Origin of the sequence: Methylobacterium sp. HMF5984 (genome assembly GCF_045033435.1) — a bacterium.
GTDB lineage: Bacteria > Pseudomonadota > Alphaproteobacteria > Rhizobiales > Beijerinckiaceae > Methylobacterium.
In genome coordinates this window covers 1197622-1216470 of the sequence record NZ_JBJFLN010000001.1, presented here as the reverse complement: position 1 = coordinate 1216470, position 18849 = coordinate 1197622, and the positions used below count along the sequence as shown (strand labels likewise).

The window sequence follows — 18849 nt, the reverse complement described above, 5'->3', positions numbered from 1 at the left end:
GCGGCCGCCGCGGTCGTAGAGGCGCCAGAGAACGAAGTTGCCGAAACCCGCAAAAGGCTGGTCATATGACCGCCGACATGCCGCGCCCTCGCCCGCCACACCTCGTCCGTGAAGAAACTCGGCATGGCCGGGTCGTCTGGTACGTTCGCGTTGGTCAGGGCCCGCGCACGCGGATGCACGAGGCCTACGATACAAAGGAGTTCTGGCGCGACTATCGCTTGGCCGTGGAAGGCAAGCCGGTGAAGCAGACAGGCCCCGTCGCCGGGACCGTGTCGTGGCTGATCGCGAAGTACCTCTCCACCGGAGACTGGTCTGATCTCGCGGCCGCAACCCGGAAGCAGCGACACACCGTCTATCGAATCGTCGAGCAGGCCGTTGGCAATGAGGCGATCAAGCACCTCGACCACGCCAACCTGTTGGAAGCCCGCGACCGCCGGCGCGACAAGCCGCACGCAGCGAACAATTTCATCAAGGCGATGCGTGGCCTGTTCCAATGGGCCGTTGCCGCCAACCACGTGAAGATCGATCCGACGATAGGCATCAAGCTCTTGGTCGGATCCAACGACGACGTCGGATTTCACGCTTGGACCGAAGAAGAAGTCGCTCGGTTTGAGGCGAAATGGCCCACCGGATCGCGGCAGCGCCTTGCGTTCGACCTATTGCTCTACACCGGCCTCAGGCGCGGCGATGCGGTGCGACTCGGCCGGCCCCATGTCCGCAATGGCGAGTTCACAATCCGAACCGAGAAGACGGGCATGGTCGTGATCGCCCCGATCATGCCAGCGCTCGCAGCCTCAATCGCCGCAGCGCCGACCGGAGAACTCACCTTCATCGCCACCGAGCGTGGGCGCCCGTTCACGAAGGAATCGTTCGGGACATGGTTCGGCAAAGCATGCCGCGCAGCCAAGTGCCCTGGATCCGCCCATGGTCTGCGAAAGGCCGGCGCGCGCCGCGTGGCTGAGGATGGAGCTAGCGAAGCTCAGCTCAACGCGCTGTTCGGGTGGACCGATGGGAGCCGTGAGAGTGCGGTCTACACGAGGACCGCGAGCCGGGCGAAGCTCGCCAGAGAAGCCCGGAGAATTCCCGCACCTATCGACCCGGTGCGGGATGCGAACCTAAAAGCTCAGTGAAAACAGAAGCTTATTTAGGCATTGGTGCCCAGGAAAGGACTCGAACCTTCACCTCTTGCAAGACTGGTACCTGAAACCAGCGCGTCTACCAATTCCGCCACCTGGGCTCGCCGGGCGCTCGGCGCCGACGAAGGCTCGTTTAGGGGGTGGCATCGGTGGCGTCAATCGGGATTCCGCATGTGCGGGCGTTCGATCGCCCGGTGTGATCGCGGCGCTCGCCTCGACGCGGATGGCCGGCCCGATGGCGAGCGCCAGCGCGTCAGAGGCTCGGCGCCGGCTCGCCGTCCTCCACGTCCGGCGTGCGCGACCGGGACCGGCGATCGAGCAGCGACCGTCCGAGCGCGCGGAACGGCGCGACGAGCCGGCGGGCGTCCTCGGCGCGTTCCATGAAGCGCTCGCCGCTGCGGATCTCCTTGTCGAGGCGGGCCATGGTCCGGGCGAGAGACGGATCGTCGTCCAGCAGCCAGGTCTCGACCACGCGGGCGAAGGCGATGACGACGCCCTGGAGCTTGAGCCGGCCGAGCGGGCCCTCGGTGTCGATCCCGGCCGCGGCCAGCATGTAACGGTGGGAGTTCAGGGCCACGCCGTTCAGGGCCAACATCGACAGCACGTCGCCGCGCAGCGCGAACGAGATGCGCCGCAAGGCCGGCTTGTACGGCGTCATCGCGTCGAGCCGGCGCATCAGCACGTCGAACAGCCGCTCGCGGGTCGGCTCCTCGGCGAGGTCGGCACCGTCCTCCTCGAGCACCTTACGGTCGATGATCCGGGCGAGGCCGGCGAGAATCGCGCCCTTCGACGGGAACAGGTCGCGCAGCTCCGCCAAGCTCAGACCCGCCTCGCGGGCGATGTCGCCGACCTCAATGTCGTTCCAGGGCTGCTCGGCCGCCAGCCGCATCAGCGCCTCCACCGCCGCCTCGCGCGGGGGCTGCGTCGGCGGCTCGTGATGGGTGCCGGGATCCGCCGGCTTGCGGCCCTTCTTCGGCGAGCCTGCTGTCTCGGTCATGCGGCCTGCTCCTGGCTGATGTCGCGCGCGCTCCGAAGGGGCGACGCGCCTCGTGACGATCGACGCGCGAAACGGCCGATCCTGTCTCGCTCCCTATGTAGGGACGCGGGCGGACGAGGGCAGTGCCTTTGTGCGCGCTTGCCGCACGAGGGCGATGGCACGACATGCCCATAGGGCGCACGCGAGGCGCGGTGTTCGACGATGGCGGCACGATCGCGCGCCGGCCTTGCCCGCCCTGCTCTCCATCTCCGCCGTGGTCGGCAACGCGGTGGTGGATCATGGGCCGAAGGCGCTTGCGGCGCTTGCGCAGCGAGCGACGGGGCTCTCATCGCGGGATGACGGAACCGCGAAGCGCTCGGATCGACCGCCCGAACGCGATGTCCGCGTCCCGATCGAAGATGCACGTGCGCCGAAGCGTCCCCTACTCCGCGGCAACCCGAGGCGGCGCCGGGTAGCCCCGCCCATCGTTGGCGGGATGGCCGGAAGGCGCGCGCCCCGCCTCCTCCGGGTCGTCGCGCGCGCCGACGAAGCGGGAGAACAGGCGGACGATCAGGCGGGACAGGTCGTCCATCAGCACGAAGATCGCCGGCACGAAGACCAGCGACAGGCCGGTGGAGACGATGAGGCCGCCGATCACCGCGATCGCCATCGGGGCCCGGAACTCGCCGCCGATGCCGAGCGCCATCGCGGAGGGCACCATGCCGGCGGCCATGGCGATCGTGGTCATCACGATCGGCCGCGCGCGCTTGCGGCCGGCATCGATGATCGCGGTGGCGCAGTCGACGCCGCGCCCCATCTCCTCGACGGCGAAATCGACGAGCATGATCGCGTTCTTCGTGACCACGCCCATCAGCATCAGGATGCCGATGACGACGGGCATCGAGATCGGCTTGTGGAACACCAGCAACCCGAGGATCGCGCCGCCGATCGACAGCGGCAGCGAGAACAGGATCGTCATCGGCTGCAGGAACGAGCCGAACAGCAGGATCAGCACGCCGAACACCATCATCAGCCCCGCGCCCATGGCGAGGGCGAAGCCGGAGAACACCTCGCCCATCACCTCGGCGTCGCCGGTCTGGCTGATGGTCACGCCCGGCGGCAGGGCCTGGGCGGTCGGCAGGTGCATGACCTGGTCGATTAGCGAGCCGAGGGCGTCCGAGCCCTGCATGTCGCCTTCCAGCGCCACGCGGATCGCCCGGTCGTAGCGGTCGATCGCGGTCGGGCCCTGCCCGAGAGACAGGTCGGCCACCGTCGAGAGCGGCACCGCGGCGCCGCCCTTGACCGGGACCTTGAGGGTCTCGAGCTGGGCGAAGTCGCCGCGCAGGGTCTCGGGCAGCTGCACCCGGATCGGCACCTGACGGTCGCGCGCGTTGAACTTGGCGAGGTTGGCGCCGATGTCGCCGATGGTCCCGACGCGCACCGTCTCGGCGATCAGGTCGGTGGAGACGCCGAGATCGGCCGCCACCCCGGCCTTGGGGCGGATGCGGATCTCGGTGCGGTCGAGCGGCGCGGTCGAGATCACGTTGACGAGGTGGGGCACCTGAGCCGCCTCGCGCTGGAGGCGCTGCGACACGTCGGCGACCACCGCCTTGTCGGGGCCGGCGATGATGAGCGCGAGATCGCGCTGGCCGCCCTCGCGCAAAGCCCAGAACCGGATGTCGGGCTGCTGCTGCAGGATCGCGCCGACGGCGACGTCGACCTCCTTCTGCGTGCGGTGTCGCGTGTTCTTCGGCGTCAGGTTGATGGTCAGCGAGGCGAGCCGCACCTCCTTCTTCCCCGGCAATTGCCGGCCGCCGTCGACGAACACGCTGCGGACCTCGGGCAGCGTCCGGATCTTGTCCACCAGCGCGTCGGTGACGCGCGTGGTCTCGGCGAGCTTGGCGCCGGGCGGCAGCTCGACCACGAACAGCGTGCGGGCCGCGTCCTCGGCCGGCAGGAAGCCGGACGGCAGCAGGCCGGTGGATAGGATGGAGGCGGCAAAGCAGGCCAGCCCCGCCACCAGCGTCACGAACTTGTGCCGCACCGACCACGCCACGAGGCGGGTGTAGCCGCGCATCACGACGCCTTCGCGCGTGTCCTCCGGCCCGTGGTCGCGCAGGAAGTAGGCGGCGAGCAGCGGCGTGATCAGGCGCGCGACCAGCAGCGACATGAACACGGCGGCCGCGATCGTCAGTCCGAACTGCTTGAAGTACCGCCCGGCGATGCCGCCCATGAACGAGACGGGGGCGAAGATCGCGATGATCGTCGCGGTGATGGCGATGACCGCGAGGCCGATCTCGTCGGCCGCCTCGAGGGCCGCGCGATAGGGCGTCTTCCCCATCCGCATGTGGCGGACGATGTTCTCGATCTCGACGATGGCGTCGTCGACCAGGATGCCGGTCACCAGCGTGATCGCGAGCAGGCTGACGGCGTTCAGCGAGAAGCCGAGCGTGCTCATCACCCAGAAGGTCGGCAGCACCGAGAGCGGCAGCGCCACCGCCGCGATCAGCGTCGCGCGCCAGTCCTTCAGGAACAGCAGCACGACGATCACCGCCAGCGCCGAGCCCTCCAGCAGCCCGAGCATCGCGGAATGGTAGTTGCCGACCGTGTTGGTGACGGAGGTGTCGATCAGGTCGAAGCGCACGCCCGGGTTGGCGGCGTGCAGCGACGCGATCCGGTCGGCCACGCCGACCGAGACCTCGGCGTCGCTGGCGCCGGCCGAGCGCGAGATCGCGAAGGCGACCACCGGCTCGCCGTTGAAGCGGGCGAAGGTGCGCGGCTCCTCGGCGGTGTCGGTGAGCGTCGCGAGCTCGTCGAGCCGCACCTTGCGGTTGCCGGAGACGACGATCGATGTGGCGCCGAGCGTGTCGAGGGTCGCCGAGGCCGCGAGCGTGCGGATCGACTGCTCCTGGCCGCCGACCTCGCCGCGTCCGCCGGCCATGTCGGCCGAAGTCAGGCGCAGCTGCCGGTTGACGTCGGCCGCGGTGATGCCGAGCGCGAGCAGCCGGTCGGGCTTCAAGGTGACGCGGACCTCGCGGGCGACGCCGCCGAGGCGCTCGACGCCGCCGACGCCGCGCACGCCCTGGATCGACCGGGCGACCACGTCGTCGACGAACCACGACAGGTCCTCCGGCGTCATCGCGGGCGCGGACGCGCCGTAGACCATGATCGGCAGGCCGGCGATCTCGACGCGGTTGATGATCGGCTCGTCGATGGTCCGCGGCAGGTTCAGGCGGATCTTCGAGACCGCATCCTTCACGTCGTTGACGGCCCGATCGGTGTTCACCTCGAGCCGGAACTCGATGGTGGTGACCGACGAGCCCTCGGTGATGGTCGAGAGGATGTGCTTGACGCCCTTCACGCCCGCCACCGAATCCTCGACCCACTTCGTGACCTGGGTCTGAAGCTCGGAGGGCGCCGCGCCCGACTGGGTGATCGTCACCGAGACGATCGGGATGTCGATGTTGGGAAAGCGCGTGATCGGCAGGGAGCGGAAGCTGACGAAGCCCAGCAGCATCAGGACGTGGAACAGGACGATCGACGGCAGCGGCCGGCGGATCGACCAGGCGGAGATGTTGAGGCGCATGACGTCGCCCCTAGCGCGCGGTCGCGTCGGCGAGCGGCGTCAGGGTCTCCGGCGGCACGGGCCGCACCCGGTCGCCGTCGCGCAGGAAGCTTCCGGCGCGCGCGACGACGATTTCGCCGGCGGCAAGCCCGCTGCGAACCTCGGAGAACCCCGCGGCGGAGAGGCCGGGCACGACCTTGCGCGCCTCGACCCGCTCGTCCTTCACCACGAGGACCCCGGCGTTGCCGTCGGCCGCGAACAGGAGGCTGGAGACCGGAACCGCGACGCCGGTTCGCCGCGCCACCTCGACGGTGCCGCGGCCGAAGGCGCCGATGCGGAGCGCGGGATCGTCGCCGAGCGCGATGCGGACCTTGCCCAGCCGCGTGGTGCGGTCGACCTCCGGGTAGACCCGGCGGACCTTGCCGACGATCTTGCGCCCGTCCTCCAGGTCGAGCTGGGCCGGATCGCCGATCTTGATCCGCGGCAGCCAGGTCTCCGGCACCTCGCCTTCCAGCTCGATCTCGCCGCGCGCGATCAGGCGGAACAGCGGCTCGCCGGCCGCGGTCGCGGTTCCGCCGACGCGGGCGGTGCGGCGATTGACGATCCCGGCTTCCGGCGCGCGGATCGCGGCGCGGGCGCGCTTGAGCGCGATCTCGGCACCCGAGGCCTTGGCGGTGGCGAGATCGGCCTCTGAGGCCTGCAGGCCGCCGCGGGCAGAGGCGAGCCTGCCGTCCGCGCCCTGCGCCGCGGAGACGCGCTGCTCGAGGATCGCGGCGGTGGCGTTCCCGGTCTTGATCAGGGCCTGGGCGCGCTCCAACGACAGCCGCGCCTCGGTCTGGGCCGCCTCCGACTGCACGATCTGGCTCTTGGCCTGCACGATCGCGGCTTCGGCCCGGGCGACCGCCGCCGCGTTCGCGGCTTCCTGGGTCGCGATCATCTCGGTGGAGAGTTTCGCGAGCACCTGGCCGGCGGCGACCCGGTCGCCCTCCTCCGCCAGCAGCTCGATGATGCGGAAGCCCTCGATCTCCGGCGACACCAGGATCTCGTCGCGCGGCACCAGCGTCCCGGTGATGACCGCCCGCTCGACGATCTCCCGCATCTGGGCCGGCACGACGCTGATCGCCGGCGCGATGGATTGCGGCTCGGGCACCGCCGCCGTTTCGACCGCGCCGACGGACGATGCGCCCGCGCAGAAGGCCGCCGCGAGGCCGGCGACACGCAGGGCGGCAACGAAGGATCGCATCACGGCAGTGGTCTCGCTGGCGTCCATGGGCTCGCCTGAGCCTGCCCTGTCGCACCGCAGCCCGGCGTTTTGAAGGCACGCGCCGACGCCCCGGGGAGCGTAGACGACGGCCTGGAAATAGGCGACCGAATACCTGCAACCGCGCCGCATTAAGGACGTTAAGCTTTCAACATCCCATGCGACGGGGCTCCCATGAGCATCTTCCAGATTCGTCAGACCAAGAACGGCATCGTGCTGTGGACCGGCTCGGCCGACGACGAGGCGACTGCCCTCGACGCGATGGCGCGCGAGGCCGGCTACCGCGACTTCCTCGCGCTGCCGGAATCGGTCCGCAGCAACGGCCTCGAAGCCGCGAAGCTCGACCTGATCTCCTGAGGGCGATCGCCCGGCCCGGGCGGGTCGGGCCTCACCCCATCCGACGACCATCGACCCCGTTCGGCCCCGGCCGTGCGGGGTCGATGCGTTTCACGCCACCGCGAACGCCTTGAGGTCGAAGGCGGGGTCGGCGGCCTGCTCCGGCGTCGGCGTCCGTCCGGCGCCGAGGATGCGACGGGCCATCATGTGGTCGCCCGCGCGGTTGATCGACTCGACCGCGACCAAGCGCGCGCCGCGGTAGCGGAACACCGAGAACGCCTCGCCGCCACCCCGCCGGACCGACAGGTCCGACGGCCCCGAGAGGCCGGCGATCTGCAGCTTGTAGCGACCCTGGTCGCTCCAGAACCACGGCAGCGCCGCGTAGGCTGCCGGCCGGCCGGCGAGGCGGGCCGCGAGGCACCGCCCCTGGTCGATCGCGTTCTGCACCGATTCGATCCGCACGGTGCCGTCCGCGGACAATCCCGTCGCGAAGGCGCTGGGATGGCGCGTACAGTCGCCGATCGCCGAGATCGCCGGGTCGTCGGTGGCGAGAAACGCGTCGACCCGGATGCCGTCCGCGACGGACAGGCCGGCCTCGGCCGCGAGCTCCTGGTTCGGCAGCACGCCGATCCCGACCACGACGAGGTCGGCAGGCAGCTCGCGATCGTCCGACAGGCGGACGGCGCCGGCGCGGCCGCCCTCCCCCGCGATCGATGCGACGCCGGAACCGAAGGCGAAGCGGACGCCGAGCCCCTCGTGCGCGCCGCGGAAGAAGGCCCCGGTCTCGGTCGAGACCGCCCGCGCCATCGGGCGGTCGGCGGCCTCGATCACCGTCACGTCGAGGCCGCGCGCGGCGGCGACGGCCGCGAACTCGAGGCCGATGAAGCCGGCGCCGACCACGACGATCCGCCGCGCGATTTCCAAGGCCGCGCGCAGGGCGTCCGCGTCGGCGAGGTCGCGCAGCTGGCGCACGCCGGCAAGGTCGGCGCCGGTCACCGGCAGCGGGCGGTTGCGCGCGCCGGTGGCGAGAACGAGGTGATCGTACGGGAGGACGGTCCCGTCGCCGAGCCGCAGCGTCCTGGCCGCCCGGTCGATCGCGACGGCCCGGGTCTGCGAACGGACCGCGATGCGGTGCTCGGCGAAGAAGGCGTCGGGGCGAAGGTGCAGCCCCGCGGCGTCGGTCTTGCCGGCGAGATAGGCCTTCGACAACGGGGGCCGCTGATACGGCAGGCCCGGCTCGTCGCCAACGATGGTGACGGGATCGGCGAACCCGGCCTCGCGCAGCGACGCGGCGACCTGGAACCCCGCCTGCCCGCCCCCGACGACGACGAGGCCGGCGCTCACGCCCTGCCCCCGGCGGCGATCGCGGCGACCGTCTCCTGGCCGAGCACCTCGACCCCCGGCAACCAGCGGGCGCCGTCCTGCATCAAGTACTCCCAGAACGCGGCGGCCGCCGGACCCAGGACCTTGTCGGCCCGGCGGACCGCGTACCAGTCGCGCCGGATCGGCAGGCCCTGGACGTCGAGCAGAACCAGACGGCCGGCCTCGACCTCGGCGGAGACCGTGTGCGCGGAGAGCAGCGCGATCCCGAGCCCGGCCATCACCGCCTGTTTGATGGTCTCGTTCGAGCCGGAATCGATCCCGAGCTTCGCCCGCTTGATGATGATCCCGTTCATGAATTCCTCGAACACCGTGCGGGTGCCCGATCCGTCCTCGCGCACGAGGTAGGCTTCCTCGGCGATGTCGGCCTTGGTCAGCCCGCGGCGGCCCGCCAGGGGGTGGTTGGGATCGGCGATCAACACCAGGGGGTGCGGCCCGAAGATCTCGGCCTCGATCGCGAAGTCGCGCGGCGGCCGGCCCATGATCGCGAAGTCGATCTCGTAGTTGCGCAGCGCCTCGACCGTGTTGCCGCGGTTGCGCACCGACAGGTTGATCTCGACGCCGGCATGCGCCTTCACGAAGCCGGCGATCACCTGCGGCGCGAAGTACTTCGCGGTCGACACCACGCCGAGCGTCACCCGGCCGCCGGCGCCGCCCTTGAGGATGCGGAGCTTGTCGGCGCAGGTCTCCAGCACGGTGTTGATGCTGTCGATCGCCCAGAGCATCTCGCGGCCCGCATCGGTCGGCTTCAACCCGGTCGGTGTCCGGTCGAACAGCAGCAGGCCCGCCTCCTCCTCCAGCTGGCGGATGCGGGCATAGAGGGCGGCCGAGGTGACGTTGAGCTCCTGGGCGGCCCGCGTCATGGTGCCGAGACGTGCCACCGCCGCGACGGCCTGAAGTTGCTTGAGGGACAGGTTGCGCATGCGCTGTTTTTAGTTTTTTTGTAATCGGCCGCAAGAAGTTTTAGATTTCTTGCCCACAGGCGGCGTCGGTCCCTGGTGAAGGGCGGCCCGCGTGCGGTATCCTGCCGGCTTTCGGGCAGGTAAGGCGTGCGGCAGGCGCCGTCGCACGCATGACGGCGCGGCAGGATCTCGGGCGGAAAGGCAAGCGGATGTCGACAGGTTCACCGGCACTCGGATCGCGGCTCGATGCATGCCTCGCCGAGGCTGTCGCGGCGGAGCCGCACTTGGCCGACACCGCCGCCGTGATCGCCGCGATCGCGGCGGCCTCCATCGACATCAGCGAGGTCATCGGGCGCGGAGCGCTCGGGGGCGACCTCGCGGCGGCCGGCGAGCACAACAGCGACGGCGACGTGCAGAAGGCGCTCGACGTGATCGCCCACCAGCGCGTCACGGAAGCCCTCCAGGGCGCGCCCGTCGCCGAGGTCGCCTCCGAGGAGGCCGAGGGCGTGATGCACCTCAACGCCGGGGCGCCGCTCGCGGTCGCGATCGACCCGCTCGACGGCTCGTCGAACATCGGCGTGAACATGGCGGTGGGCACCATCTTCGGCATCCGCCCGGCCGTGACCGCCGAAGGCGACCCGATCGCCTCCTTCACCACGCCCGGCACGGCGCAGACGGCGGCCGGCTTCGTCACCTACGGGCCGGCCACGGCGCTGATCCTGACGCTGGGCCACGGCACCCAGGTCTACGTGCTCGACCGTGCCGAGCGCGCCTTCCGCCTGACCCATGCCGCGCTCGAAGTGCCGGCGGCCGCCAAGGAATACGCGATCAACGCCTCGAACGCCCGGCACTGGGACGGCCCGATCAAGGCCTACATCGAGGATTGCCTGCGCGGCGCCGAGGGCCCGCACGACAAGGACTACAACATGCGCTGGCTCGGCTCGCTGGTGGCCGACGCGCAGCGCGTGCTGATGCGCGGCGGCGTGTTCCTGTACCCCGGCGACGGGCGCAAGGGCTACGCGCAAGGACGCCTGCGCCTGCTCTACGAGGCCGCCCCGATCGCCATGCTGATGGAGCAGGCCGGCGCCGGCGCCACCGACGGCGAACGCCGCATCCTCGACATCGCCGCCGCCGGCATCCACGAGCGCGTGCCGCTGGTCTTCGGCTCGGTCGAGGAGGTCGCCAGCGTCGCCAAGTACTACGACGGGCGCAACCACGCCGCCGGGCGCTCCCCCCTGTTCGGGCAGCGCGGGCTGATGCGCTCGTGACCTCGGGACACGCCCGGTAGCAGCATGTCGGCGCGGCATCCGATCATCTCGGTCACCGGTTCCTCGGGGGCCGGCACGACCTCGGTGCGCAACACCTTCGAGCAGATCTTCCGGCGCGAGGACGTGTCGGCGGTCTACATCGAGGGCGACGGCTTCCATGCCTTCGACCGCGAGACGATGCACGCGATGATGGCGGCGGAGCCGACGCTGTCGCACTTCGCGCCGCGCGCCAACCTCCTGCCGGAGCTTGAGGAGGTGTTCCGCACCTACGGCGAGTCCGGGCGGGGCCGGACCCGGCACTACGTCCACGACGTCGAGGACGCCGCACGCTACGGGCGGCCGCAGGGCAGCTTCACCGAGTGGGAGGATTTCGCGCCCGGCTCCGACCTGCTGTTCTACGAGGGCCTGCACGGGTGCGTCGTCGACCAGACCCTAGACCTCGCGCGCTACCCCGACCTGAAGATCGGCGTCGTGCCGGTGATCAACCTCGAATGGATCCAGAAGCTGCACCGGGACCGGTCGTTCCGGGGCTATTCGACCGATGCGGTCACCGACGTGATCCTGCGGCGGATGCCGGATTACGTGCAGACCATCTGCCCGCAATTCTCCTGGACCGACATCAACTTCCAGCGGGTGCCCACGGTCGACACCTCGAACCCGTTCATCGCCCGCTGGATCCCGACGGCCGACGAATCGATGGTGGTGATCCGCTTCAAGGACCCCAAGGGCATCGACTTCTCGTACCTGCGCTCGATGCTCGAGGGCAGCTTCATGAGCCGGGCCAACTCGATCGTCATCCCCGGCGGCAAGCTCGACCTCGCGATGCAGCTCATCCTCACGCCGATCATCATGCAACTCGTCGAGCGCAAGCGCCGGCTCGCCTGACCGCACGGGTCGTCGCGGGCAAAAAGTCCGGCTGTTTTGGCCGGGCTTCCCCACCCCTCATCAGCCCGCGCGAGGGCGTGTCGGCCCCGCGCGTCTCGGAACCTGCCGCATGCCAAAGGCCATCATCGCCCCCTCGATCCTGTCGGCCGACTTCGCACGGCTGGCGGAGGAGACCCGCGCCGTGGACGCGGCCGGCGCCGACTGGATCCATCTCGACGTGATGGACGGGCATTTCGTGCCCAACATCACCTTCGGGCCCCCGGTGGTGAAGGCCTTGCGCCCGCACACGATGAAGTTCTTCGACGTGCACCTGATGATCGCGCCGGCCGACCCCTACCTCGCGGCCTTCGCAGACGCCGGCGCCGACGGCATCACCGTCCACGTCGAGGCCGGGCCGCACAGCCATCGCTCGCTCCAGACCATCCGGAGCTTGGGCAAGCGCACCGGCATCGCGCTCAACCCGGGAACGCCCGCCGCGATGGTCGAGCCGCTGCTCGACCTCGCCGACATGGTGCTGGTGATGACGGTGAACCCGGGCTTCGGCGGCCAGAGCTTCCTCGGAAGCGCGCTGGAGACGGTGGCGCGGGTGAAGGCGATGATCGCGGGCCGCGCCATCGATATCCAGGTCGACGGCGGCGTCGACGCCGAGACGGTCGGCCGTGCGACGGCCGCCGGCGCCAACGTGTTCGTCGCCGGCAACGCGGTGTTCAAGGACGGCCCCGACCGCTACGCCGAGCGGATCGCCGCGATCCGCGCCGGCGCCGAGGCGGCGAGCGGCCGGGCGATCCGATGCTGATGGCGACCTCATGCTGAAGGCGCTGATCTTCGACGTCGACGGGACGCTGGCCGAGACCGAGGACCTGCATCGCCAGGCCTTCAATCACGCCTTCTCCGAGCTCGGCCTGCCCTGGCACTGGGACCCGGCGTGCTACGCCGACCTGCTGACGGTGATGGGCGGGAAGGAGCGGCTCACCCACTACGTCGCGACCCGCCACGGCGATGCCGCGGACCTGCGTGCGCGCATGCCGGAGATCCACACCCGCAAGACCGCGATCTACGGCGGCCTCGTCGCGGAGGGCGCGCTCGCGCTCCGCCCCGGCGTCGCGAGGCTGATCGCCGAGGCGCGGGCGGGCGACGTCCGGCTCGCGATCGCGACGACCACCACCCGCGCCAACGTGGACACGCTCCTTGCCGTCAACTTTCCGGCCGGCGACCGCCCCTTCGACGTGATCGCCTCGGGCGACGAGGCCGCCCGCAAGAAGCCGGCCTCCGACATCTTCGATCTCGCGGTGCAACGCCTCGGCATCGCGCCGTCGGAGGCGATCGCGTTCGAGGATTCCGCCGCCGGCATCCGCTCGGCGCTCGATGCCGGCCTGCCGGTGCTGGCGACCCGCAGCCGCTACACCGAGACCCACCGCCTCGACGGCGCGTTCTCGGCGGTGTCGGATCTCGGCGAGCCGGGGCATCCGCACCGGCACGTCTTCGGGTTCGCGTGGGCGGACGGGGTGGTGACGCTCGCGGGCCTGAGGGAGTGGCACGCGAGCGCCTGACCCGTCAGTCGCGACGGGCGAGCCGGCGACCGGCCGACTGCCGGCGCGCATCGTGCCGTCCCTGCGCTTCCGTCGCGAACAGCGTCGTCCCCGCGACGAGGCCCAGCGCCGCGGCAAGCCCGAGCTTCAGCCATTTCGGGTCGACGGCGGCGACGTGGCCGACGGCGCGGTCGTCGAAACGGCCATGGGCGCCGGGATCGGTGTCCACCGGCTCGTAGAGGTTGTCGGCTCGGTGCTTGTTGGCGCGCACGCTGGTCATCTCCCCGCGATATCCGTGACGGGCGAGATACCCGTCGATCCAACCCGGGATCACCATGTTGCCGACGATCGCCTTCCAGGCCGACGTCCCGATCCAAAGCTCGCGGGGCGCCGCCTGCGCGGCCGCGTAGACGTGGCGGGCGATCGCCTCGGGCTGGTAGATCGGCGGCACCGGCTCGAGCTTGCGCGGCAGCACCGAGCGGGCCCAATCGAATTGCGGCGTGTTCACCGCAGGCAGCTGCACCATCGTCAGCCGTACCTTGCTGCCGTCGTGCAGCAATTCGCTGCGCAGCGAGTCGACGAAACCGCGCACCGCCGCCTTGGCCGCGCAATAGGTCGCCTGCAGGGGGATCGAGCGGTAGGCCAGGGCCGAGCCGATATGGACGATGGTGCCGGAATCCTTGGGCACCATGTGCTCGAGCGCGGCGAGCGTGCCGTGGACCTGGCCGAGATAGGTCACCTCGGTGACGCGACGGAACTCCTCGGCGGAGGTCTGCTGGACGGGCGCGTAGACCGTCACCATCGCGTTGTTGACCCAGACGTCGATGCCGCCGAACGCCGCGACGACCTCGGCGGCCGCCTGGCTCACCGCGTCCGCGTCGGCGACGTCGGCCGCGAACGCCATCGGGCGTCCGCCGGCCCGCACCACGTCCTCGATCGTCCCGTGCAGGCCGGCCTCGCCGCGGGCGATCAGGCCGACGTTCCATCCATGCCGGGCGAACTCGCAGGCGACCGCCCGGCCGACGCCGGCGCTGGCGCCCGTGACCACGACCGTCCGTTTCCGCTCAACCTGTTTTCGCATTCTGTCCTCGTCGGCGCGCCGGTCGGCCGCGGTTCGGGAACGCCCGTCGCCGCCGATCTTTCCGTCGTCGGCCGATCGCGTTCGCGTGTGCCGCCCGCGTTGCCTCCCCGCGCCGCACGCGCGTATAAACCGCGGCATCCCCGCCCGGCGGCGTCGAGGGCGCGAGCCCTCCGCCGCCAAGACCTAAAGAACGCGCGACGCCATGGCCGGCCATTCCCAGTTCAAGAACATCATGCACCGCAAGGGCCGGGTGGACGCCGTCCGCTCGAAGCTCTTCGGGAAGCTCGCCCGCGAGATCACGGTGGCGGCCAAGCTCGGCCTGCCCGATCCGGCGATGAACGCACGCCTGCGCGCGGCGATCATCGCGGCCCGCGCCGAGAACGTGCCCAAGGACAACATCGAGCGGGCGATCAAGAAGGCGGCCGGTGCCGACGGGGAGACCTACGAGGAGATCCGCTACGAGGGCTACGGCCCGGGCGGTGCCGCGCTGATCGTCGAGGCGCAAACCGACAACCGCAACCGCACGGCCTCCGACGTGCGCTCGGCCTTCACCAAGTCCGGCGGGAGCCTCGCCGAGACCGGCGCCGTCGCGTTCATGTTCGACCGTGTCGGGGTGGTCGGCTTCGCGGCCTCGGTCGCCGACGCCGACACGATGCTGGAAGCGGCGATCGAGGCCGGCGCCGACGACGTGCGCTCCGACGAATCCGGCCACGAGATCACCTGCGCGCAGGACTCCTTCGGCGAGGTCACCAAGGCCCTGGAGGCGCGCTTCGGCGAGCCGACCCGCACCGGCCTCGTCTGGAAGGCGCAGAACACGATCGACGTCGACGACGAGACCGGCGAGAAGCTGATCCGCCTCGTCGAGGTGATCGAGGACCAGGACGACGTGCAGAACGTCTACGTCAACTTCGCCCTGTCCGACGCGCTGGTGGCCAAGCTCGAGGCCTAAGGCGCGAGACGCGGGGCGCGGGCGTCAGCGGGGCGAGGCCGCCCCGCTGCGGTCGCAACGGAAGGGCGCGACCCCGATCGCCGGGTCCTGCAGCACGCGGCCGCCCGAGGCCTCGCAGCGGACCTGGAAGGAATCGTGCGGCCCCCAGAAGCTCCAGATCGTGAACATCGGCAGCACCATCATCAGGCAGACGCTGCCGATGACCATGCCCGCCGCCCAGGCGTTGCCGCGCAGCGGTTTCGGCGGCTCCGGCCGCATCGGCGGCATCGGCGCGAGGAAGGCCAGGGTCGGCACCAGCCAATCGAGGGTGTTCATCCGCCAGCCCGCCCGCAGTTTCGACCCGCATCGTGGCGCGCCGCGAAGCCGACGGTAGTTCGATCGCCTCAGTTTCGAAAGTCGGCCAGCCGCGACCGTTTGGCGAAACCCTTCGTTCACGCTATGTGCTCAGACAGAGCCGGTACGGCGTTCCGGCCGTGCGGCCAAGGTCCGGTTCATGACGCCCATCCGCATCCTCGGCATCGATCCGGGCCTGCGCCGCACCGGCTGGGGCGTCGTGACGGTGACGGGGGCGAAGCTCGCCTACGTCGATTGCGGCGTCGTCACCTCGGACGGCGACCTGCCGCTGGCGCTGCGCCTGCGCGAATTGCACGAGGGCATCACCCGGGTCGTGCGGGACTTCTCGCCCGACGAAGTTTCCGTCGAGGAGACCTTCGTCAACAAGGACGCGCAGGCGACGCTCAAGCTCGGGCACGCCCGCGCCATCGCCCTGCTGGTGCCGGCGCTCGCCGGCGTGCCGGTGTTCGAGTACGCGGCGAACCTGATCAAGAAGTCGGTCTGCGGCTCGGGGCATGCCGAGAAGGCGCAGATCCAGGCGATGGTGCGCTTCCTGCTCCCGAAGGCCGAGTTCAAGCTGGCGGATGCGGCCGATGCGCTCGCCATCGCCATCACCCACGTCAACCATCGCGGCGCCCATGCGCTCAAGCGCGCCAACCCGCCGCCCGGCGCGGCCGGGCCGGGCGCCGCGCGGATCGCGGCGGCGTTGGCCAAGCTCGGCTGAGGCCGATCAGTTCACCGCCTTGAACTCGCCTTCGAGGCGCAGGACGACCTCGTCGCCGAGCATCGGCAGGTAGGCGTCGATGCCGAAGTCCGAGCGCTTCAGCACGGCGCGGCCGTCGAAGCCGACGGTGTAGGCCTTGTCGACGGGATGGATGCCGGCCTGGTTGAAGGTCGCGTCGAAGGCGACCGGCTTGGTGACGCCGCGCAGCGTCAGGTCGCCGGTGACGCGCGCCGTGGTCGGGCTCGTCGCCTCCACCGCGGTGGCGGCGAAGGTCGCGCTCGGGAACTTCGCGGTGTCGAAGAAGTCGGGCGCCTTGAGATGCGCGTCGAGCTTCGGGTTCACGCCGGTGATGCTGTCGGTGCCGATCGTGACCTTGAGCCGGATCTTGGTCGCGTCCTTGGGGTCGAGGGTCGCGTCGCCGGTGACGTCGGTGATCTGCCCGTAATAGGTCGAGAAGCCGAGATGGCTCAGCGACCAGGTGATCTTGGCGTGGTCGGGATCGAGGCGGTAGGCGCCCGGCCGGACCTGCGTCGGGTCGGCGCTGGGGGCAGTCGCGGTGTCGGCGGCCCGCGCCGGCGAGAGGGCGAGCGTCTGGGCGAGTGCCAGGGCGAGGAGAAGCAAGGGTCCGCGCATCGGGATCGCCTGGGTTGTAACCGACCGTTTCCCTGCCCTGATCCCACGAAGCTCGGCCGCTCTCAAGACTGGCCTTCCGAAAGACTCGCCACGCTTCGCCGGATGGCGGCGATGCGCGGCATTCTGTAGGCAGCGGACGGCACGCTGGACGCGGCAGCGCGAATGATCGGGATCTCATGATCGGGAAGCTCAAGGGCGTGGTCGATTCCTACGGCGAGGATTTCGTCCTCCTCGACGTCCAGGGAGTCGGGTACGAGGTGCATTGCTCGGCGCGCACGCTCCAGCGCCTGCCGAAGCCCGGCGAGCCGGCCGTCCTTTCGATCGAGACGCATGTCCGCGAGGACATGATCCGCCTCTACGGCTTCCGCTCGGATGCCGAGCGCGAGTGGTTCCGCCTGCTCCAGACCGTGCAGGGCGTCGGCTCCAAGGTCGCCCTCGGGCTGCTCTCGGTGCTGGAGCCGCCTCAGCTCGCCTCGGCGATCGCCATGGGCGACAAGACCGCCGTCGCGCGTGCGCCCGGCGTCGGCCCGCGGCTGGCCGCCCGGCTGGTGGCCGAACTCAAGGACAAGGCGCCGGCCTTCGCGCCGATCGATCCGGCGCTCATCGCCTTGTCGGGCGCGGTCGAGAACCGCTCCGCGCCCCAGCCCGTCGCCGACGCGATCTCGGCGCTGGTCAACCTCGGCTACGCCCAGCTCCAGGCTTCGGCCGCGGTCGCCGCTGCCTTGAAGGCTGGCGGCGAGGACGCCGAGGCGAAGGTTCTCATCCGGCTCGCGCTGAAGGAGCTGGCGCAATAGGGAGCCGCGAAACGCGACGACGCGATCCGATCGTGCACTCGTGATCGCCGGAGCCTTGACCCATACGGTGCCGGATGGCATGTGGCGTTCGCTAACACGTTGAAAACGCTTAGTTTTCAAGAGTTCTAAACTGGCGACGGTCGAGGACCGGGACGACGCACGGTGAGCGCTCTCGAACGATTCGAGGGCGTCGAAGGAAACGAGCCTCCAGCCATCGGGTTTTGGATCGTATGATCGTCTGTTCCTGCAACGTCCTCTCGGATGGCGCCGTGCGCGGGTGTCTCGGCCCGGGTCCTGGCTGCCCGCGCACGCCGGCCCAGGTCTACGCCTGCCTCGGCTGCAGCCCGAAATGCGGGCGTTGCGCCCGCACGATCCGCTCGATCATGCAGAACGCCCTCGGCGCCGCGGCGCTCGAGGCGGGACAGGACGCCCATGCCTGCGCGACGGGTTGCGCAACCGGCTGCAGTTTGGGAAAGGTCCAGCCTGCAGAGGAGGGGATCGCCGCCTGAGGCGTAGCCCGGCTTTTCCCTCGCACGGCCAAGGGGAGAACGGGTTTCATGAAGGGCGACATCAAGGTCATCGAGTATCTGAACCGCGGCTTGCGCAGCGAGCTGACCGCGGTGAGCCAGTACTGGCTCCACTTCCGGATGCTCAACGACTGGGGCTACATCGACCTCGCCAAGTTCTGGCGTAAGGAATCGATCGAGGAGATGAACCACGCGGACCGGTTCGTCGACCGGATCCTGTTCCTCGACGGCTTCCCCAACCTCCAGGAGCTCGATCCCCTGCGGATCGGCCAGAACGTCGAGGAGATCATCGCCTGCGATCTCGCCGCCGAGTGCGAGGCCCGCGCGCTCTACCTCGAAGCCGCCAAGTACTGCGATTCGATCAACGACCGGGTGTCGAAGCGCCTGTTCGAGGATCTGGCCGAGGACGAGGAAGGCCACATCGACTTCCTCGAGACCCAGCAGGAACTGATCCGCCAGATCGGCCTGCCGCTCTACGCCCAGCGCCACGTCGGCGGCCTGGAGCCGATCGCCCCCGAAGCCGAATGAACGGGAGGCGGGATCGCCGGGGACCTCCGGCGATCCCGCGCG

Annotated in this window: 19 protein-coding genes and 1 tRNA gene; 11 read left to right on the top strand and 9 right to left on the bottom strand. The window is 70.3% G+C overall.

From position 1 onward, the window contains the following. Positions 1–65: 65 nt before the first annotated feature. On the top strand, positions 66–1130 hold the full coding sequence (locus tag ACFZ8E_RS05695; protein WP_405042268.1) for a tyrosine-type recombinase/integrase: 1065 nt from the start codon (positions 66–68) through the stop codon (positions 1128–1130). Between the two features lie 22 nt (positions 1131–1152). Here the strand turns inward: ACFZ8E_RS05695 and ACFZ8E_RS05690 are convergent. From ACFZ8E_RS05690 to ACFZ8E_RS05675, 4 genes are all read right to left on the bottom strand, one after another. Beyond that, a tRNA-Leu gene (locus ACFZ8E_RS05690) sits at positions 1153–1237 on the bottom strand. Between the two features lie 152 nt (positions 1238–1389). Next, complete coding sequence (locus ACFZ8E_RS05685) at positions 1390–2133, bottom strand: TetR/AcrR family transcriptional regulator (protein WP_405042267.1); 744 nt, start codon at positions 2131–2133, stop codon at positions 1390–1392. Between the two features lie 421 nt (positions 2134–2554). Then, positions 2555–5698 (bottom strand): efflux RND transporter permease subunit, encoded by a 3144-nt coding sequence (locus tag ACFZ8E_RS05680; RefSeq protein WP_405042266.1) that lies wholly within the window; start codon positions 5696–5698, stop codon positions 2555–2557. Between the two features lie 10 nt (positions 5699–5708). Then, positions 5709–6920 (bottom strand): efflux RND transporter periplasmic adaptor subunit, encoded by a 1212-nt coding sequence (locus ACFZ8E_RS05675; RefSeq protein ID WP_243951105.1) that lies wholly within the window; start codon positions 6918–6920, stop codon positions 5709–5711. A gap of 192 nt (positions 6921–7112) precedes the next feature. Between ACFZ8E_RS05675 and ACFZ8E_RS05670 the strand changes: the two genes are divergently transcribed. Beyond that, positions 7113–7295 carry a hypothetical protein gene (locus ACFZ8E_RS05670; RefSeq protein WP_147841615.1) on the top strand — a complete coding sequence of 61 codons (183 nt, stop codon included), beginning with the start codon at positions 7113–7115 and terminating at the stop codon, positions 7293–7295. A 90-nt stretch (positions 7296–7385) separates the two neighbouring features. Here the strand turns inward: ACFZ8E_RS05670 and ACFZ8E_RS05665 are convergent, their stop codons facing one another. Both ACFZ8E_RS05665 and ACFZ8E_RS05660 read right to left on the bottom strand, forming a co-directional pair. After that, the gene (locus tag ACFZ8E_RS05665; protein WP_405042265.1) at positions 7386–8618 is read right to left on the bottom strand and encodes an NAD(P)/FAD-dependent oxidoreductase; all 1233 of its coding nucleotides are present in this window, start codon (positions 8616–8618) and stop codon (positions 7386–7388) included. Next, positions 8615–9577, bottom strand: a complete 963-nt coding sequence (locus ACFZ8E_RS05660; protein WP_147727027.1) for a LysR family transcriptional regulator — start codon at positions 9575–9577, stop codon at positions 8615–8617. The genes ACFZ8E_RS05665 and ACFZ8E_RS05660 overlap by 4 nt, the downstream gene beginning before the upstream one ends. 188 nt (positions 9578–9765) lie before the next feature. On the opposite strand from ACFZ8E_RS05660, the gene ACFZ8E_RS05655 reads away from it, so the two are divergent. The 4 genes from ACFZ8E_RS05655 to ACFZ8E_RS05640 all read left to right on the top strand — a co-directional run bounded on the left by ACFZ8E_RS05655 (position 9766) and on the right by ACFZ8E_RS05640 (position 13259). Next, a complete protein-coding gene (locus ACFZ8E_RS05655) occupies positions 9766–10824 on the top strand; it encodes a class 1 fructose-bisphosphatase (RefSeq protein ID WP_243935487.1) in 1059 nt (352 codons plus the stop codon). A gap of 24 nt (positions 10825–10848) precedes the next feature. Further along, the gene (locus ACFZ8E_RS05650; protein WP_147727025.1) at positions 10849–11709 is read left to right on the top strand and encodes a phosphoribulokinase; all 861 of its coding nucleotides are present in this window, start codon (positions 10849–10851) and stop codon (positions 11707–11709) included. Positions 11710–11818: 109 nt separating this feature from the next. Beyond that, complete coding sequence (gene rpe, locus ACFZ8E_RS05645; protein WP_243951109.1) at positions 11819–12505, top strand: ribulose-phosphate 3-epimerase; 687 nt, start codon at positions 11819–11821, stop codon at positions 12503–12505. 10 nt (positions 12506–12515) lie between these two features. Then, positions 12516–13259, top strand: coding sequence for an HAD-IA family hydrolase (locus tag ACFZ8E_RS05640; RefSeq protein ID WP_405042264.1), 744 nt, complete (start codon positions 12516–12518; stop codon positions 13257–13259). A 4-nt stretch (positions 13260–13263) separates the two neighbouring features. Here the strand turns inward: ACFZ8E_RS05640 and ACFZ8E_RS05635 are convergent, their stop codons facing one another. Further along, a complete protein-coding gene (locus tag ACFZ8E_RS05635) occupies positions 13264–14319 on the bottom strand; it encodes an SDR family oxidoreductase (protein WP_243951113.1) in 1056 nt (351 codons plus the stop codon). Between the two features lie 202 nt (positions 14320–14521). Here ACFZ8E_RS05635 and ACFZ8E_RS05630 point away from each other — a divergent pair, with 202 nt between their 5' ends. Beyond that, positions 14522–15268, top strand: coding sequence for a YebC/PmpR family DNA-binding transcriptional regulator (locus ACFZ8E_RS05630; RefSeq protein WP_147727021.1), 747 nt, complete (start codon positions 14522–14524; stop codon positions 15266–15268). Positions 15269–15292: 24 nt separating this feature from the next. Here ACFZ8E_RS05630 and ACFZ8E_RS05625 read toward each other — a convergent pair whose 3' ends face one another. Beyond that, positions 15293–15583, bottom strand: coding sequence for a hypothetical protein (locus ACFZ8E_RS05625; protein ID WP_243951115.1), 291 nt, complete (start codon positions 15581–15583; stop codon positions 15293–15295). A 178-nt stretch (positions 15584–15761) separates the two neighbouring features. Here ACFZ8E_RS05625 and ruvC point away from each other — a divergent pair, with 178 nt between their 5' ends. Then, positions 15762–16325, top strand: coding sequence for a crossover junction endodeoxyribonuclease RuvC (gene ruvC / locus ACFZ8E_RS05620; RefSeq protein ID WP_147841608.1), 564 nt, complete (start codon positions 15762–15764; stop codon positions 16323–16325). A 6-nt stretch (positions 16326–16331) separates the two neighbouring features. Here ruvC and ACFZ8E_RS05615 read toward each other — a convergent pair whose 3' ends face one another. Beyond that, positions 16332–16958: a YceI family protein gene (locus ACFZ8E_RS05615; protein ID WP_243951117.1), complete on the bottom strand. Its 627-nt coding sequence runs from the start codon at positions 16956–16958 to the stop codon at positions 16332–16334. Positions 16959–17134: 176 nt separating this feature from the next. Here ACFZ8E_RS05615 and ruvA point away from each other — a divergent pair, with 176 nt between their 5' ends. The 3 genes from ruvA to bfr all read left to right on the top strand — a co-directional run bounded on the left by ruvA (position 17135) and on the right by bfr (position 18807). Continuing rightward, a complete protein-coding gene (gene ruvA, locus ACFZ8E_RS05610) occupies positions 17135–17752 on the top strand; it encodes a Holliday junction branch migration protein RuvA (RefSeq protein ID WP_243935490.1) in 618 nt (205 codons plus the stop codon). Positions 17753–17982: 230 nt separating this feature from the next. After that, a complete protein-coding gene (locus ACFZ8E_RS05605; RefSeq protein ID WP_243951119.1) occupies positions 17983–18261 on the top strand; it encodes a bacterioferritin-associated ferredoxin in 279 nt (92 codons plus the stop codon). Between the two features lie 48 nt (positions 18262–18309). Further along, a complete protein-coding gene (bfr, locus tag ACFZ8E_RS05600; protein WP_147727192.1) occupies positions 18310–18807 on the top strand; it encodes a bacterioferritin in 498 nt (165 codons plus the stop codon). Positions 18808–18849: the final 42 nt, after the last annotated feature.